The sequence below is a fragment of the Roseibium sp. MMSF_3247 genome, assembly GCF_030733765.1.
GTDB lineage: Bacteria > Pseudomonadota > Alphaproteobacteria > Rhizobiales > Stappiaceae > Roseibium.
In genome coordinates this window covers 854,370-871,714 of the sequence record NZ_JASHII010000002.1, presented here as the reverse complement: position 1 = coordinate 871,714, position 17,345 = coordinate 854,370, and the positions used below count along the sequence as shown (strand labels likewise).

Sequence of the window (17,345 nt, the reverse complement as noted above, 5' to 3'; positions counted from 1 at the left end):
GCATAGAGATGGGGCGGTAAGCCGGACGCTCAGCTGTTAGTGGCTTAAGACATCCGCCTTGTCGAAATAGTTGAACTCCTCAACGAGAACATCCTGCACGACCTTTTGGCCAATGCGCTGGTTGGTCACCGTTTTCAGATGCTCCGTGAGACCGTCGAGGTCGTATCGTTCCAGGTTCCGGAAATCGAGGGTCTCATCGGCATAAAGTGCCCGGAACGCCTCATCGACAAGAAACGGATGCGGCGGAACTGGCAGCTTGCGCAAGGTGTCACCGTCGGCGGTGAACACCAATTTGGCCACCACATAGCCCTGCAAGGCGCCTTCAAACAGGATCGGCACATTGACCGGTTTCAACGTCTCATAGTCGAGGCCGACATACGCGGTTTCTTCCTGATTGCTGGTCTGGTTTTGGGCTGCGATGAACTTGGCAGTTCCGTATCCCGAGATCAGCATCGCAATCGACATCCATACACCGGCCACGAGCATCTTGATCATCGCGCGGGCTCCGGGAACGGTGCAGCATAGGTCCCGTCGGATTCCTGGTCGAGCATGGTGCGCGACATCATTTTCACGACCTCGGAGACGGCATTCATGTGCAGTGTCAGTAGGTCGACGTTTTCCTTGAGCACGTCCTTGAAGTCCACCAGACGGTCCTTGACGTCTTCAGTGTAAGCTGACGGCGGAACAAGGGACCGCGCGCGGGTAAGATCCAGAAGTGCCTGGCTCTTGCGATACTCAAACGGTTTGAGATCGGTGGTCGGATTGGCGCGCAACGCCTGGGTCTCCGCTTCCACGACCTCTATGGCGCGGTCAATCGCAATGACCAGGGGTCCGGATACGGCCGGGTTCACCACCGGGCTTTGCACGACAAGATCCTGTCCGGCATCCATCAGACTTTTGCTCCTTGTTTCAATGTATCGGAGATCAGATCGGCGACACCAATGCCGCCGCTTGCCGCCAGCTGCCCGGCGACTTGCTCAGCCAGCATCGACTTCCAGATCTCGCCGGTTGTGCCTTTGCCGAAAACCATCTCCGCATCCTTGGGCAACATGGTTTCGACGAATTGGGTAAGGATCATCGCCTCGAATTTTTCCGCCGGTGATTTTTGCGATGCACCGGCGTCGGCACTGCCAGAGCGGAACATGTCGAAGCTTGTCCCCGCTGGGGCACCGGAGCGTGCGCTATCAAAGGCGAGACTGAAGCCGGAACCGTCGCCGGAAGCCGCAATGGACTTCAAACGGTTCGACGCCTCGCGAATTTCCGTCGGGTCTGCCGCCTTGGCGACGTCTAGGATCAGATCTGAAGGAGGCGAAATGGCCATCGCCGATCTCCCTGTTATGCGGAAACCCCGCCATAAATCGTGTGATCAGGTGTAATTGGCCGAGCTTGCGGCAGGCTTGCGCCCTTCCGGGTTGGCTCCACTTCAGCCATACCGGCGGTCCAGATAGTCCTGCAGCTCCCGTTCGTCGTTTGCACGCTGTTCTTCACCGCGCATGACAGCCAGTCGTTCCGACATGGTTTTGAGCATGTGACGCTGGCGCTCGAATTCGGCGCTTACCTTTTCCCTGGCAGCAGTGATGCGGGCCATTTCTTCAATGATGCGGCGCAGGCGCTCTGCAGCGTTGGCGATGAACCTGTCATGTTGCGCGAGATCACCGTTTGAAAGCGCCAGCAGGATCCGGCGTTCCTTTTCGTTCAGTTTGTGGGCCTGTGTATCAAGATCCTGAAGGATCCAGGACGACAGTTTCAGGATTTGCTCTTGCATCTTGAACATGCGTTCGATTTCACGACTGTTTCGTGCCATGTGCGCTAACCCAATTGAAGCCAGGTGAAATACCCGTCGAGGAAGATCATGATTGCTTCGGCCGCGACGAGGTAAAGGAAGTAGAGACCGCCCGCGATCACGAACGGCAGTGAAATGAAGTAGACCGGGATTTGCGGTGTCAGTTTGTTGATCAGCCCGACGGCGAGGTTCACGACGATCGTGTAGACGACAAACGGGCTGACCACCCGAAGCGCCAGGACAAATGTTCGCGCCAGCTGCTCTGCAAACTGCTCCAGGCTTGCCATCGCCGCCAAGGGCCGCCCAGGCGGAATGACTTCGTAAGACTGCACAAGACCGCGCAGGATTTCCCAATGCTGATCGGCAATGAAAATCATGGCTGTTGCGGTCAGCGTGAAGAGGTTTGCGACCGGCGGAAGCGCGTCGACACCATCGATCGGCATGCCGGGCATGTTGGACATGCCGATCGCCATGGAGACCAATGTTGTCAGTGTTTCGAGGGCTGCAATGAAGATCCGCCCGAGAAACCCAATAAACAAGCCGGTCAGAAGCTCCGCCCCAATGAAGAAGGAGACAGTGCCAAGGGCTTCATCCGGCAACGCCTCCTGAATGTCAGGCACCAGCAGCGGCGACAATGCCAGGGAGATGGCAAGTGCGATAAACAGCCGGACCCGCATCGGGATCCGGTTGCTGCCGAAACCCGGAATGACCATCAGACAGGCTCCGATCCGGCAAAACAGAAGAAACGTTGCCAGGACCAGAGATGAGCCGTAGGTGCTGAACAGCAGACCTCCGGAGATCACGACACCGTCCCTAGCGCGGTCACATCAACACCGCGGGCAATCTCGAGATGTGAGAGCACCGGAAGAGTCGGGAACATGCGTTCCACGATCATGCGCACGTAAGGACGGGCATCCGGCGCGGCGACAATGGCAAACCTCTGACCGCTCTTCATGTGTTTCTTGACGGCCTCGGACATTTGCGTGCCGAAATCTTCCACCAATTGAGGTTCGATATCGAACTCCACCACTTCGCCCTTGGCATCGCGCTTGAGCGCGTTGTGGAAGGCAAGATCCCAACGATTGCCGAGCCGCAACACTTGCAGAGGGCCGCCTTCAGCGAGATCGCCGCAAATCTGCTGGGCGATGCGCATGCGCACGTGCTCCACAACCTGCTCAGACCGTCTGACATGCGGCACGATTTCGGCAACCGCTTCCAGAATGAGGTTGAGATTCCGGATGGAAATCCGCTCAGCCAGGAGCAGCTTCATCACGGCTTGCAAGCCGGAGAAGGACGTGTGGGCCGGGCAGATGTCATCCAGCAGTTTCTGGTACTCAGGATCCAGCCGGTTGAAGAGGTTGCGCATGTCCTTGTAGGACAAGAGTTGCGGCAGGTTGTTGCGGATCACCTCACTGAGGTGTGTCAGCACCACCGTGTTGTTTTCAGCCGGTTCCAGACCGTGACGCCGCACTTCATCCCGGTAGGCGTTGGGCACCCAGATGGCGGGCATGCCAAATGCGGGCTCGCGGGTCTCATCGCCCGGCACCGGCAATCGCTCGTCACCATTTGGGATGACCAGAAGCTCACCGACCTTGATTTGCTGGGACGCCACGATCGTGCCGTGGATCTTGATTTGATAGCTTTTCGGATCAATCGTCAGGCTGTCCGATACACGGATCTCTGGGACTACGAAACCATACTGTTCGGCAAACTTGCGGCGCATTTTGGCAACCCGGCGGGACAACTCGCCATGATTGACCACCAGCTCGGCCGAGAGCTGCTTGCCAAGCACCAGCTCGATCTCGGCGGTCTTCAGCGACTCCTTGACCGAATCCTTCGCCTCTTCCTTCGCCTGGCGCTCGGCATCTGCACGTTTTTTGTCTTCCGTTGCCTGCCGCGCGGCCTGGCGTTTCGGGATCGAGTAGCCGATAAAGCCGAGGATCGCCGCAAGCATGAAGAACGGCAGCATCGGCAAGCCCGGCATGAGCGCGAAAACACCCATCAGCACAGCGGCCACGAACAAGGCCCGAGGATAGCCGCTCAGCTGGTCAAGAACCGCCTTGTCGGCTGACCCACGTGTTCCGCCCTTGGACACCAAGAGACCAGCAGCGAGCGAGACAATCAGTGCAGGAATTTGGGAGACAAGGCCATCCCCGACGGACAGTTTGGTAAAGACATCAGCCGCATCAGACACCGACATGTCATAGCGGGTAACACCGATGACGATGCCGCCGAGAATGTTGACGGCCGTAATTATCAAGCCGGCGATGGCATCGCCGCGGACGAACTTCGAAGCACCATCCATTGATCCGAAGAACGAGCTTTCCTCCTCCAGCTCCTTCCGGCGGCGCTGGGCTTCTTTGTCGTCAATGAGACCGGCGGACAGATCAGCGTCGATCGCCATCTGCTTGCCCGGGATCGCATCCAGGGTGAAGCGGGCTCCCACTTCCGCGATCCTTGTTGCGCCTTTGGTGATCACCATGAAGTTCACCGTGATCAGGATCGCAAAGACAATCAGACCGATCACAAAATCGCCGCTCATAACGAACTGCGAGAAGCCACTAATAACAAAGCCAGCCGCGTTAACACCCTCGTGGCCATTTGCGAGAATCACGCGGGTTGTCGCGATGTTCAACGACAGGCGCAGCATCGTGGCGATCAGAAGGATCGTCGGGAAGGACGAAAAATCGAGGGGTTTCTGGATCCACAGGGCAACCATGAGGATCAAAACAGACAAGGCGATCGACATGGCGAGGCCAACGTCGATCAAAAAGGTCGGGATGGGAAGAAACAGAACCGCGAGGATCACCACGATCCCGAACGCGAACCCAACATCGCGGCGGCTTTCCGGAGCCCCGTTGACGCTGGAAGTGATGGATGTGTCTGTCATGCCTGCTCTCTTGCGCGTGTCAGCTGATGGCAAAATCGCCGCTCAAACTTGCGCGAGGCTTTTTTCGGCCAGCGATCACGCGGTCAGGCACCGAAAAAGCAGAAGGCGGCGGCCGGTCGAATGACCTGCTCACCGCCTCATGTTTGGATGCGCTGATGACGTCTCTAGGTTTCCGCAGGTGCTAGCGATCAGAAACCGTTTTCAATCCGGCTGTAAATCACCGTGGTCAAGGCATACATCTGGCCGCCAATGAACGGCCCTGCAATAACGATCATCACCAGAATGGCGACAATCTTTGGAATGAAGGTCAGAGTGATTTCCTGTACTTGTGTAAGGGCTTGCAAGAGCGCAATTACGATCCCAACGATCATTGCAGGAATGATCGCAGGTGCCGATCCAATGAGAATCGTCCAGATCGCGGTCCGGACCAAATCCAGGGCGTCAACTTCATTCATGGCAACCTACAGCCTCTAGGAGATGGAAATACCAGGTCCAAGCAGCACGCCTTTGCCGTTATCAAGGCCGAGAATGGTTCCGTCGGAATAGATTTCGACTTTCTCAACCACTCCGGTTGTTCCGTTGCTGTCCGTGACCGTCCGGCCGATCAGATCATCAACCTGGCCAAAGGACATGTTGGTCAGCATTGTCTCCAGCTTGGTGTTGGTCTGGATCGCCTGCTCGACTTGCGAGAAGGTCGCCAATTGCGACAGCTGCTCTGACGCGTCCATCGGCTTGGTTGGGTCCTGGTTCTTCATTTGCGTCATCATCAATTGAAGAAACGCATTGTAATCAACGGTCAACTGCTCCTGAGCAGCTCTAGCGCCGCCGGCTTCGTTCGCGGCGGCCGCCGATGCGACCGGATTTACGCTTGTCATGGCAGGTGTCCTTATACCAGTTCAAGGTGGGGTTCAGAGTACGCAGGTTGCCTAGCAGAAAACCCTGAGGCTTTTTCTTCCTCCTGCCTGGCCCGATGGTCTGCAGCCATGAGACGGGCTTCCAGGGGGTACAGTGCACGCACTGTTTTCATGGCTTCAAACCAACGGTCCTTGCGGGCCAGTTGACCGACTTCATCCAGCTTATCCAGGACTTCTGTGCTTGAGAAAGCGCCTGAGACTGAGGCCAGCACGACGTGAAACATATCCTTGGCCGCAGGCGCTGCCGCGGGATCCATAATCATCGTCTGCAGGATGAAATAGAGTTGCTTCAGCGGCGTCGTGGCCTCTTCTGGCTGAAGCACATGAGACTCCAACAAGAACACGGCATCGTTCATCAACTCGATCGATGTCTTGCGTTCAGCGCGGATCACCGCGCCGTTGATAAAGAGGCGTTCCCCTGATTTGAGCGCAATCTTCATGAGCTTACCCCGCCAGACTGTCCCGGATGATGGAATTGATCTCGATGATGTCGGAGAAGTCTTCCTTCTCCCATTGACGCAAAGCCTCCGCCTCTTTCAGCACCCAGATACCGACCGATATCAGGTTGGCCCGCATTTCTTCCGGCAGCTGATTGGCGTCATCCGCGAGGTTTTCCATGAAGAACCCCCAGACCCTGCGCGTGTAGAACAGCGCATCGATGGCTTCCGGGGAACGGATGCCTTTTTCCTGTGCGGTGGTCAGCTTACCGATGATGATGCACATCGCCTCATGTTCGTTCAGCCGTTCATCACTGCAAAGGTCATCCATCACCTCAGCGTAAGACAAATTGTACATGGCCCCTCTCTGGTGCTCAGTTGAAATAGGTGGCGAGCCACTTGCTGGATCAGATGTAGTTCAGGAGGCTCAAGCCCTGCATCCGCGCGGTCACGGAGTAAGTCGTTTCAAGCTGCGTCAGCGCCGTGTTGAGGCGAACCGCCGTCTCTTCCTTGTCAACGAGCTCCAGGTCGTTGATGCGGGTGTTCAAAATGCTCGTTTGAACGGTGAGACGCTCATTTGCCTGAGCGACCTGCTGCTGAACGGTGCCGAGCTTGCCCATCTCCGTTGTCAGACCGCCAATGCCCTTGCTCAGTGCTTCGATCGCCGCATCGACCACGACCTTGAAAGTTTCATCGGACAGGGTCTCATTGCCGATATCGGACATCATGGTGTAGGCCTTGGCCAAATCCCGAAAAGCCTGCTCATTGGCGCTGGTGGAGGAACCTACCGTTTCACTTGCCGAAATCCGGCTTGCCAGCGGCGTATCCGATGCTGTCGACCAAGTGGTGCCCCAGGCCGGATCTTGGAACATGGTGTCGAAGTTTCCGCTGAGATATGCAGACATTGAAGCCGGCGTAATCGTCGCGACACTTGGATCAGCCTGATTGAAACCGAACTCCGCCAAAAAGGCAGCATCTGCGGCAATCTTGTTCGGAGAAGCGGGATCAGAATAATCTGCAAACGGCAATTCATCCGCGTTGATCCCAGCAAAGACAAAGCTACCATTTAGCTGGGTGTTTAGGCGTGAAACCATCAATCCCAATTTGCCTTCGGCGTCGGCCTTGATGATATCCGCGCTTTGCGGGTTCTCCTTCAGCGCAACAAGGGTCGCTTGAAAGTCTTGCGCTGTGGTGAGGATATCGTCCATCGCCGCTTGACTGACGTCCAGACGGGACTTCGTCAGCGCGTTGGTATCCATGATCCCATGCAAGAACTGGAATTGAGAACGCAGCGTGACGCTCTCACCCGTTCGCGTTCCGAGATCCAAGCCCACATCAAATTTGCGGCCAGACGACAATTCGACCCCAAGCTTGTTGACCAAATTAGACTGGCTCAGGATGTTGCGCCGCGACGAATCTGCCAGTGTGAAGGTAGAGATAAAGGTGGTTTTCATGGCTGTTACCTCGTGGCCATCAAGAGATCGTCGAGCATGGAATCAACTGCAGTGATCAGGCGGGATGCCGCCGAATAAGCCCGCTCGATCTCGAGCAGCAGCGTCATCTCTTCATCAATGTTGACACCTGTGGTGTTGTTGAGGTTTTCCGCTGTCCGCCCGACAATGACGGACTGGATTTCAACATTGCTGGTCATGGTCTTGCGGCCACTCTCCAGCCAACTCACTGACGATGCGGCGAAAGAGGATAGGCTGGCATCCGGATCAAGCTCGACGGAGGACGCGAAAGTCCGCGGTGTGTCGAACGCCGTTACAAGTTCCTGTAGGCGGTCGGAGAACCCAGCATTGCCTGCCGGGTTGTAGTTGAAGGCCGCGCCCGCCAACCCGCCATCGCGGATGGCATCAAGGCTGCCGCCCTGATCCGGATCTGCGTTTGGATTCACTCTGATATCAGCTGCAATTCCGCTGGGCACAGTGCTTGGGGGGATCGGTGTCCCGGTCCCCAGAAACAGCCCTTGCTGGAAAACACCAGGAGTTGTTTGATCTTCTTCCTGGAAAGCTTCAATCAGCCCTCGGGCGATTTCATCCAGTTGGTCTTGATAGGTTACAGCTGTGTCGTCTCGAAGTTCAGCCAAACCATGCAGGCGACCTGAAGAAATCGGCATGACCGCGCCCGGTCCTGCAACCGGGACGCCGTCAACGATGACAGCATTTCCCGATGTGTTGGCATCATAGGTGATGGTAGGCGCGAAAGTCACCGTCCGCGCGGTCGTCTCAAACAGCGTAACGCCACTGTCTGTGTAGACCACAACATCCCCATTCGCCCGGCTGAGCGTGCTGATGCCGATCTCTTCCGACAACGACAACAGAACCTGGTCCCGGCTATCCAGGGCATCGGTAACATCTGCTCCGCTTTGTGTGCCCTTCACGATCACAGAGTTGAGGTCTTCAAGCTTTCCGAGCAGAGAGTTTATTTCGCGTACGGACGTCGCCATGTCAGCGTCCGCCGTTGCCCGGACATCTTGAACCAGTTCTGTGCTCGAGTGGAGGCTGTCCGCCATATTTTTGGCGTTCAGCAGCGCATCTTGAGCCATGACAACGTTGTTCGGATCGGACGCGTAGTTCTGCAAAGACAGTTTCAACTGCCCGAGCTTTGCCGCAGGAGACGTTTCCAGCTCGGTATCACCAATTGTTTCGGCAAGCCGCGTCATTCCGTCCAGGACTGTTTGCTGAGACGTTCCAACCGACGTTGATGAAAGAAGTGACGAATACAAAGCACTGTCGGAAAGGCGAGCAATTCCGTTGACCTTCAACCCACCGGCTTGGCCGGATGAGGTGTACATCGTGCTCAATTGCACGGATTTTTTCGAAAATCCCGGCTCCTGAGCGCCCGCAATGTTACGGGCGATCACCGAGGATTCTGTCTGACGGGCAGCCAGCGCTGACTGGGCCACCTGCAGGGCGACGGACAAACTCATGACTTAATACTTTCAAGTTTCAATGCTGAACGGCATCAACGGACCAGGTTCACCAGTTCCTGCATCAGGTCGGAGCCGGCCTTGAAGACCTGGGAATTGGCCGTGTAGGTGCGCTGGGATTCGATCATCGATGTGAGTTCGTTGGCGAGGTCCACGTTGGAGCCTTCGAGCGCGCCAACAGCCAGCTCACCAAGACCGCCGTCACCCGGGAAACCCACCCGGACATCGCCTGAGTCAATCGACGGGCGGTAGATGTTGCCGGACACCGGATCCAACTTGTCCGGGCTCGGCACATCGGCGAGCGGGATCTTGTAAATCGGCCGGCGGTCGCCGTTTGTGTAGATCGAGTACAAGGTCCCGTCTTCACCGAATTCCACCTTCTCAACGGAGCTCGGTGCGTTCCCGTCAGCATCCACATTGGTCACCGTGAACCCTGCATCGGTGTAGGTGGAGTTGGTCAGGTCAATGTCATAGGTGCCACCATTCGGAACCGTAATGTTGACCGCAGTCACCGCGCCGGTCCGTTGACCGGTCGTTGTGTCAAACTGAATGGTACTTGTCCCGATGTTGCCGGCACCATAGGGGAAACCTCCCGTGGCCGGATCCCTGTCAGCCGCGTTGTAGACGGTCACTTCCCAATCGGTTGTCGGCGGCGTGTCCGTCGTCTTCGTGTAATAGACATCCAACGTTACTTCATTGCCGAGATTGTCGTACACGACCAAGGATGTCTTGTGAGAATACTCGGCTGTCGCAGCGTTCGCGGACGGCAAGTTGGCAGCCGCAACAATCGCAGAATCTTCATCAACGTTGGCATGCAAAGTCGCCGTGCTCGTAGGTGTCGCTTCGAGCTGATTTTGTGTGATGTTGACCGGCTCCAGGCCGCCCAGACCATTTGCGACCACAGACGGTGCATTGCCGTTGGTAATCGGATAGCCCTGTAGATACATGCCAGCTGTGTTGACGAGATACCCCTGGCCATCCGGAACGAAGGACCCTGCACGCGTCAGGGCTTGAGATGCGCCTGCTCCGGTGCTGTCGGACACAATGAAAAACCCATTTCCGTCAACTGCCAGATCAAGCTTCGAGGTTGTGAAGCTCATGGAGCCCTGATCGGAAATGGCGTATTTGGTATGCGCTTGAACGCCGCCGGAATTGTACGATCCACCGCCTTGAGCGAGAACCTGGGACGCGAATTCGGTTTCCGCCCGCTTATAACCGGTGGTGCTTGAGTTCGCGATGTTGTCGGCGACTGCGCCGAGCTTGCTCGATTGCGCGTTCATGCCGGACACACCGGTGCGCATAATCCCAGAAAGACCCATGGAATGTCTCCAGTTTCCAATTCAACTGGTGACAGTCAAACCGATCCAGCTTGCGCGAAGCTGTAGCCCAAGATCTGTTTTATCAATCATTACAGAAACTTATTTATCTTAAACTTTAAATATCGAGATTGCGAACCGGACCACAGGGCGCACGCGGCGACGGTTTTTGACGTTCAAGCGCCGCAGAATGCTTTGGAGTTTTTGGTCCAGTTGCCGAAACCCGATGCAACCATGTTGCGGATCACCGTGCAGACATAGCGCTTCTGGGCGGGATCGTTGTTTGGACCGGCATGATAGCGGGCTACCGCCATGGTCCATGAGCCCTGGCGGCCACGCAGCTCCTTCAAAAATCGGGCGGCATATTGCACGTTTGCCCGCGGATCGAGCATGTGATCCACGGAACGGAACTGATCCGAATGGTAATGATGATTGATCTGCATGCAGCCGATATCGATCAGCTTCTTGCCCTTCTTGCGCGCAGCCTCAATATCCCGGCGCGCAGCTGTCCGGCTCGGCGGAAACACCGATTTGCCTTCAATATTCAAGGCATGCGGATAAAGGGAGTTGCGCCGGCCGGTCTCGGTCAGACCCACCGCGTAGAGGATCCCGAGCGGGACCTGATATTTGCGTGATGCAGCCACCATCTCGCGTTCGCAGACGTTTTGAATTTCCGCGAACGCCGGGATCGGTTGGAGGACTGCGACACTACATATAGATGCCGTCAGAAAGGCGGTTGCTAGAGCCGTCTTCATCGCTTTGCTCCCGTGCCGATTCAAAACCGGGGAAGGCACTGCTTTCATCATGGCCACCAGTCTGTTCGCCGCGGCCGCCGGTGCCATTCCCGGGTGCGTTCTGGTTCTGCTGGTCCCCGAACGCGCCACCGTTTGTGCCTTGCTGACCTTGAGTGGAGCTGGAGTTGGAGTTGGAGACGTTGGTGGTCACCGTGGCACGGTCATCGGCGGCCTGGATCGTGATCGTGTCGGCTTTAAACCCTGTGGTCCGAAGCATCTGATCCAGCAGTTGCCTATCTTGTTTCAAGAGCTCGGCTGTCTGTGCCTTGCTGGTTGCCAAGGTTACTTCAACATTCTCGCCGACCATACGAAGCGAGACTTTGACTGTGCCAAGCTCATGCGGGGTCAGCTGGATTTCCAACGTCTTCAGAACTGGCCCTTCGGCTTTGTGGGTCAGCCCACCTTGAGTACGTCCGGTATCGACCGGCATGTCCTTGAGCGCAGTTGCGATCTGCTCACCCACCTGTTGTGCAGGTGAAAGCCGCATGTTCGGCGCAAAATGCGTTTCCTGGCGCAGGACCTTGACCGTTCCCGCGGCCTCTTCCGGCAAGACATTGCGGGCTGCGGCCGTACCTGTTGCCCCCTCGCCAACACGTTCGGGTTCGATACCGAACTGAGCGAAAAGCGATGAAGTCCCGGTCTTTGCGGCCTCACCAGCAGCAACCTGTGCGCCGTTCGCTACATTTTGAGCCAACATAGTTTGCTGACCTGCCATATTCTGCGATGCCGTTCCTGGAAAATTGCCCTGCGCTGGTTGTGGCGTCCCCTGCCCGGCACGCGTGGCAAGGACGGTTCCAAGAGGCAATGCGGCAGCAGCCGGCATGGAGTGCTGAGTAGACTGGGTTTCAGCAGCGTCTTGCCCTTGAGCGCTTTCTTTTCCGGCGGGTTGGGCACCCAAGACTGTCTGGGACGCCTTTCGGATGGCATCCGTCAAATTGGCCACGCTGAACGATGATGGTTCCGGCTTTCCAGCGACATCTGATTTGACGGTGTTTCCAGTTTCTTCGCCTGTCGCAGTGTCTGTCTGCTCCGCACCCTCAGAGGTTGCCGCTTTCCGGTCGCCATCCTTTGCGTTGCCATCGACAGCCTTCAAATCCGACATCATGGCCCGAAACTGATCCGCGACATCTTTTCCTGTGTTCTTGCCGCCCTCCCCCTGGTTCCCGTCTCCGCCGACAGGAGCCTTGGAGGGCGTGCGGATCATCGCTTGGGTTGTTACAGTCATTTCTTTACGTCTCCAGCCTGCACCAGCATTGTTTCGGTGCGGCGCAACAACAACTCCGCAAGTTCCATGTCGGCCGTGAGCCATTCACGTTCCGTGGGCGTTCCAAGTGTTCCACCGGAATTGAAGGCTCCAATGAAGTTGTCGGGAGGATCCGGGAAATGGCGGATCGAATTCAGAACGGTGTTCACCGCATACAAAAAATCCAAATCCTCAGGCGTTAGAGCAGCCTTGTTCACCGTCCACAAGAGATCCCGGTTTGGCTTGACCGCTTCCCGGTTCAGTCGGGTCGCAACCTGGTAGATTTTCAAAAGTTCGTATTCCGCGGTTCCTGCAACGGCCAGCATTTGAGCCTGATCGGTCGCCTTAGAAGCGATCTGAAGGTTTCCACCCAACAAGGCCGAGCGCGCAAGCCGCATGTACAGCCCCCGGCGGCTGTCGTCCTCGAACTCTTCAAGCACGCCGTAAAGCAGATCAAACTTGTCCTGGTCTTCAACGAAACCGAGCGTGTCGAGGGCAATGGCGAACCGGCGCCGGAAATCACCTGAATAGACCGAAGCCCGATACCGGCGCAGATAGCGGATCGAAAGCGTCCGGAAGCGTTCAATGTCCCCGACCAGACCGGCGACCAAAACTTCCCGCCTAAGCGCAGCTTCCTCAACCAGCGTTCCTGGCATCAAGAGGCTCGCGATCTGCAAAAGCTCCATCGCCCGGACCGGATCGGTCTGTATGTAGGGAACCGCTTTTACCAAAGCTATGTGCCCACCAAGGCTCGGCGGAAGATTCAGCGGGTCCACATCGGCAAGGCGGGTCAGCATGTCCTCTTCGCGGCCTTCAACATAGGCCAAGGACGCTTCCATCAAGTTCAAGTCTATGACTGGCGCCGGGGTCAACGTCAGCAAATGACGTACAACCTCCGGATTACCGCCGCTCAGAAGATGAATGACCGATGCCCGGGCATTGCGCGGATCCTGCCAGGCTTCCGGTGGTAACTGCAGAAATGCCTCATCCATCTTTTCGAGCAAGGCCCGCTGCATGGCCGCAGCTGAATCACTGCCTGAAGCAACCTGCTCCTGTGCGCTTTGAAGCGCGCGCACCATCTCAAATGGCTCCTTGGCAATTGGGTTTGCTGGTGCCTGGCCCGCGAAGACCACGACAGCTCCAAGGATCGCGGCGACGGTGCTTGCAATACGCGTCAAGCGCCTTATCCAATTTTGCCCGATGCATCCGTTCATTCTGCAACCTCCTCCAGCAAGTAGATCTCCACCCGCCGGTTGCTCGCCGCAAACGGATCTTCCACGTTTTTCAAGTGCCGATCGGCGGCGCCTTCAATGCGCACGAACCGGTCCGATCCAACACCGCCGCGCGACAGCATATACAGCGCCATATGGGCTCGCGCCGAAGACAGCCGCCAATTGTCATAGGTCGCGCTTTTGAACGGACGGGCATCTGTATGGCCGGTTATGACAATCTGCGCTTCGGTTTTGGAAATCACCTTGCCAAGGCGTTCAAGCAAGCTCACCAGTTCCGGACGCGGCTCAGCGGAGCCTATGGCAAACATGCCGAAGTTCTGATCGTCGGTCAGACTGATAAGCGCCCCATCGTCTTGCCGGACGACTGTGATCTGCGCGGCGGTGTTTTCCAATAGTGTACCTTCCGCAGCCTCCAGGACTGTCAATAGTTCGGCGACCAAACGAGCTCCGGGTACAGGCTCGGCTTCAGTTGCTCCACCTTCGGTCTCGGCCGGAACAGCGTTTTCCTGATCTCTGCGACTTACATGCGCAACGATCTGGTTCTGTGCAGTTCCGTTAAGTTCGGAAGGACCATCGCCCGATGCAGTTCCGGCTTCGCTGGTTGGTCCGGTTCCGCTTTCAGTTTGGGCCTGCTCTGTGGTGCCATCGGTTTCGAAGGGCGCACTCCAGGACTTGTCACCGTCTGATTGATCGCCGCTTTGACCTGCGCCGTTTCCGGTGCCCGGCCGCGTCGGCAAACCAGCTGTTTCGGCAGCTGCGCCGTCAACACCGCGGCCCGGCCGGAATTGCCAGAACTGCGGGTCGAATGGATCCCGGTAGGCCTCACCACCGAGGGCGCCTTGTTCCTTCTCCAAGCCTGAACCAATGCCCTCCGGATTGGATTCCCTCGTCCGGGCGACATTAATTTTCTGGGCGAGCGTATCGAGCACTGCGTATGGATCAGTAAACAAAATCGACTCTGGATGAGATTGGGTGAATTCCCCAGAGGTCGCCTGAGCGCCCGCCGTTGCTTTTATCTCATCAGTATCCGATGCACTCACCCCTTCCGTTTCCACGTCCGCTTCTCCGGACCGTTCCTGGGTGCTTTCCTGCTCATCCGTTCCACCGAGCTTTCCGGTAAACAGTTTAGTGCCGTTTTCGTTCGTATCACCATTGACGATCGGGTCATTGAGACCCTTCCGGTTGGGAGCTGTCGAGGCCAGTTTGACCGGATTAAAATATTGCGCGACACCGCGGCGGACGCTTTCGTCGGTCACGTTGATCAGCCACATGACCAGGAAAAACGCCATCAATGCCGTCATGAAGTCCGCATAGGCAATTTTCCAAACGCCATGGGGCTTTTCGTCATCGTCCCAGTTGTTGCGGCGTCGGACAATCACAATTTCATTCGGCATATTGTCCATCAGACCGTCTCCTCAAGCTGCAACGCGTCGAGCTGGCCCAACCAGTATTCCAGCCTGGTTTCGATAACGGTCTCATCGAAAATCGCTTCCAACTCGACCTGGTCGGCCGGCTGAACCTGAATACGGTCTTTCAAGTCCGGCAGTTGCTGGAGCACCTGAGCGACAAGTGTTTCCGGTCCACGCATCCGGATAGATGTTCCACCAGGTACCTCTGCCAGTTGTGTCAGTTGCTCGGCGAAGGCCCTGACCAGCTGGTCGACGACGTTTTGCTTTAGAAAAGGCATCAGTAGCTTGGAAACCGAATAGGACAGACGTTTTTCCGTGATCTCGAGAAAGCCATCGATCGCGGCTGCGACGTTTGCAGATTCCCTCATCTCAAAGCGGATCTGCTCTTCCTCCAGATCCCTTGCATGTTTCTCGCGCTCCTGTTCAAGGAGGGCCTCGTAGTGATTACGGGTACGCTCGTCTCCCTCACTCAATCCACGCTCATATTCCGCGCGCCGGAGCTCTTCCTCGCTCAAGATGGGTTCCGGTTCGTGATCCGGCAGGATCACGTCAACCATCAGGGCGTCTTCAGGATCAAAAGACTTGAAAGTCGGGGCCGAAAAAACCGGAATATGGGCGGCTGCAGATGCGGTCATCAGGTGCGCTCCGTGTCATAGAGCCACTGGCGCAGGATCGCGGCAGACTGCTCTTCGTTGAACTCCAATAGGGATTCCAGCTTCTTCAGGGCGGATTTGTTCCGCTTGCTGTTGAGGTCCTGAAGCAGATCGGAATGGTCCGGCGGCATCAGGAAACCGGTCTCGCCATCCATCGGATCTGCGGCATCTTCTGCGCCTTCCGGCAAGAGACCGATTTCTGCCATTTCGGCCTGCTCGCTGTTCACTTGCGGCACGAGGGCAGCAACAGCCGGACGCAACCCGAACCAGATCACCAGCATGGACACCGTCAGGATCGCCAGTGCGTTGATGATGTTGCCGGATTGACGGAGCAGATACTCGGTGACACCGATCGGCGGGATCGGCTCCAGATCCCGGCCGCCATCGACGAAGTCAACAACGGAGACTTTTACGAGATCGCCCCGCTCTTCAGCGACACCTGCAGAAGATGCCACCAACGCTTCGATCTCACGAACCTGTTCTTCGATCTGGGATTGTGTGGGTGATCCGCCAAGAGAAGCCGCCAAGCGCGCACGGTCGACAAGGACGGCAATGGACAAGCGATCAACGCGGTAACCGTCCTGGGAAGTTTCGATCCGTTTGGACGAGATTTCATAATTGACGGTCTCTTCGCGCCGTTCCGCTTCCTCCAGAGACCGTTCTCCGCCATCCGCTTCGACATTTTCATCTGGCAGGTTTTGTTCCGCAGTCACTGGCGTTGCCGCGCTAGAATTTTCCGCATTTTCGTTTTCACGAATTGTACGGACAGACCGTTCGATCCGCGAATCCGGGTCAAAGATGGTCTCGGCAATCATCTTCCGGTCGGTATTGAGCTTTGCCGCAACGCTGACCTGAAAGTTGTCGAGACCAAGATAGGGCGTCAGCGTCTTGCGGACGTTTTCCTGGATCCGGTTGCTGACGGCCGTTTCAAGGGTTGCCATTTGGCCCGCGGACGCTTTGGTCGGGTCCTTTCCGGCCGCGAGTATGCCGCCGGTCGTATCCAGCACTGTAACCTTTGCAGCTTCCATACCCGGAACGCCGGCCGCGACAAGGTGCCGAATTGCGTCGGCGGTGCGCACATCATCCGGGATATCGGACCGGATAACGACAGAGGCCGATGGTGGCTGCTGGTCGCGCCGGAAAGAGCCTTTTTCTGGCAGAACGATATGAACCCGCGCGGCACGGATACCTTTCATCAGCTGGATTGTGCGGGCGAGTTCGCCTTCCAGCGCCCGAACCCGCGTCACTTCCTGCATGAAGGATGTCAGACCCAGGGACCCGAGATCATCAAACAGCTCGTAGCCTGAGTTCGCGCCGCGCGGCAGCCCCTTTTCGGCAAGCAGCATCCTTGCTTTGGCCGTCTGGCCATGACTGACCATGACCGCATCGCCTTCAGAATTGACGTCAAACGGAATTCCTGCGTCGCGCAAGGCGGAACCGATCCGCGACACGTCTTCGCCGGTCAGGCCTGTGTAAAGCGGCGTCGTTTCCGGCCGGCTCAAATAAAATGCGCCAGCCCCAACTGTGGCGATGGTCGCAAGGCCAATCAGAGCAAGCGCAATCAATCGGCGCATGCCCAATTCCATCAAATTGGCCCAAAGTTTTTCGGCGTGTTCACGGCCCGGCATGCATAACCCCTTCATGCACGTTCGTCTCAAGTTCCCTGCAATATCGGATCCGGAGCTTGTGCGAGCCTGTCATGTTTTGGTGAAGGGGCTGATTCCAAAACAAAAAAAGACCGC

Annotated in this window: 19 protein-coding genes; all 19 read right to left on the bottom strand. The window is 56.9% G+C overall.

Annotated features, from left to right (window positions below):
* Window positions 1-36: 36 nt before the first annotated feature.
* Window positions 37-495 (bottom strand): hypothetical protein, encoded by a 459-nt coding sequence (locus RBB44_RS09395; protein ID WP_133949852.1) that lies wholly within the window; start codon window positions 493-495, stop codon window positions 37-39.
* On the bottom strand, window positions 492-890 hold the full coding sequence (locus RBB44_RS09390; protein WP_306147115.1) for a hypothetical protein: 399 nt from the start codon (window positions 888-890) through the stop codon (window positions 492-494). The genes RBB44_RS09395 and RBB44_RS09390 overlap by 4 nt, the downstream gene beginning before the upstream one ends.
* Window positions 890-1,321 (bottom strand): rod-binding protein, encoded by a 432-nt coding sequence (locus tag RBB44_RS09385; protein ID WP_306147114.1) that lies wholly within the window; start codon window positions 1,319-1,321, stop codon window positions 890-892. Before RBB44_RS09385 ends, RBB44_RS09390 begins: the two co-directional genes overlap by 1 nt.
* Window positions 1,322-1,423: 102 nt before the next feature.
* Window positions 1,424-1,804, bottom strand: coding sequence for a flagellar biosynthesis protein R (locus RBB44_RS09380; RefSeq protein ID WP_306147113.1), 381 nt, complete (start codon window positions 1,802-1,804; stop codon window positions 1,424-1,426).
* Window positions 1,805-1,809: 5 nt separating this feature from the next.
* Window positions 1,810-2,586, bottom strand: a complete 777-nt coding sequence (gene fliR, locus RBB44_RS09375; protein ID WP_306147112.1) for a flagellar biosynthesis protein FliR — start codon at window positions 2,584-2,586, stop codon at window positions 1,810-1,812.
* Window positions 2,583-4,673: a flagellar biosynthesis protein FlhA gene (gene flhA / locus RBB44_RS09370; RefSeq protein ID WP_133949860.1), complete on the bottom strand. Its 2,091-nt coding sequence runs from the start codon at window positions 4,671-4,673 to the stop codon at window positions 2,583-2,585. Before flhA ends, fliR begins: the two co-directional genes overlap by 4 nt.
* A 188-nt stretch (window positions 4,674-4,861) precedes the next feature.
* Window positions 4,862-5,128, bottom strand: coding sequence for a flagellar biosynthesis protein FliQ (gene fliQ, locus RBB44_RS09365; protein WP_133949862.1), 267 nt, complete (start codon window positions 5,126-5,128; stop codon window positions 4,862-4,864).
* A 15-nt stretch (window positions 5,129-5,143) separates the two neighbouring features.
* Complete coding sequence (gene flgD / locus RBB44_RS09360) at window positions 5,144-5,548, bottom strand: flagellar hook assembly protein FlgD (RefSeq protein WP_306147111.1); 405 nt, start codon at window positions 5,546-5,548, stop codon at window positions 5,144-5,146.
* A gap of 11 nt (window positions 5,549-5,559) precedes the next feature.
* The gene (flbT, locus tag RBB44_RS09355) at window positions 5,560-6,027 is read right to left on the bottom strand and encodes a flagellar biosynthesis repressor FlbT (protein ID WP_306147110.1); all 468 of its coding nucleotides are present in this window, start codon (window positions 6,025-6,027) and stop codon (window positions 5,560-5,562) included.
* Between the two features lie 4 nt (window positions 6,028-6,031).
* Window positions 6,032-6,382 (bottom strand): flagellar biosynthesis regulator FlaF, encoded by a 351-nt coding sequence (flaF, locus tag RBB44_RS09350; protein WP_133949868.1) that lies wholly within the window; start codon window positions 6,380-6,382, stop codon window positions 6,032-6,034.
* A 49-nt stretch (window positions 6,383-6,431) separates the two neighbouring features.
* Window positions 6,432-7,478 (bottom strand): flagellar hook-associated family protein, encoded by a 1,047-nt coding sequence (locus tag RBB44_RS09345; protein WP_306147109.1) that lies wholly within the window; start codon window positions 7,476-7,478, stop codon window positions 6,432-6,434.
* Window positions 7,479-7,483: 5 nt separating this feature from the next.
* A complete protein-coding gene (gene flgK / locus RBB44_RS09340; protein WP_306147108.1) occupies window positions 7,484-8,956 on the bottom strand; it encodes a flagellar hook-associated protein FlgK in 1,473 nt (490 codons plus the stop codon).
* Window positions 8,957-8,991: 35 nt separating this feature from the next.
* Window positions 8,992-10,275, bottom strand: a complete 1,284-nt coding sequence (locus RBB44_RS09335) for a flagellar hook protein FlgE (protein WP_133949874.1) — start codon at window positions 10,273-10,275, stop codon at window positions 8,992-8,994.
* 173 nt (window positions 10,276-10,448) lie between these two features.
* Window positions 10,449-11,027: a transglycosylase SLT domain-containing protein gene (locus RBB44_RS09330; protein WP_209002422.1), complete on the bottom strand. Its 579-nt coding sequence runs from the start codon at window positions 11,025-11,027 to the stop codon at window positions 10,449-10,451.
* On the bottom strand, window positions 10,981-12,291 hold the full coding sequence (locus RBB44_RS09325) for a flagellar hook-length control protein FliK (protein WP_306147107.1): 1,311 nt from the start codon (window positions 12,289-12,291) through the stop codon (window positions 10,981-10,983). The genes RBB44_RS09330 and RBB44_RS09325 overlap by 47 nt, the downstream gene beginning before the upstream one ends.
* Entirely contained in the window at window positions 12,288-13,487 is a 1,200-nt protein-coding gene (locus RBB44_RS09320) for a chemotaxis protein (protein ID WP_306147106.1), read from the bottom strand. Before RBB44_RS09320 ends, RBB44_RS09325 begins: the two co-directional genes overlap by 4 nt.
* A 32-nt stretch (window positions 13,488-13,519) precedes the next feature.
* Complete coding sequence (locus tag RBB44_RS09315; protein WP_306147105.1) at window positions 13,520-14,944, bottom strand: MotB family protein; 1,425 nt, start codon at window positions 14,942-14,944, stop codon at window positions 13,520-13,522.
* Window positions 14,944-15,585 (bottom strand): hypothetical protein, encoded by a 642-nt coding sequence (locus RBB44_RS09310; protein ID WP_306147104.1) that lies wholly within the window; start codon window positions 15,583-15,585, stop codon window positions 14,944-14,946. The genes RBB44_RS09315 and RBB44_RS09310 overlap by 1 nt, the downstream gene beginning before the upstream one ends.
* Entirely contained in the window at window positions 15,585-17,231 is a 1,647-nt protein-coding gene (gene fliF, locus RBB44_RS09305; RefSeq protein WP_306147103.1) for a flagellar basal-body MS-ring/collar protein FliF, read from the bottom strand. The genes RBB44_RS09310 and fliF overlap by 1 nt, the downstream gene beginning before the upstream one ends.
* Window positions 17,232-17,345: the final 114 nt, after the last annotated feature.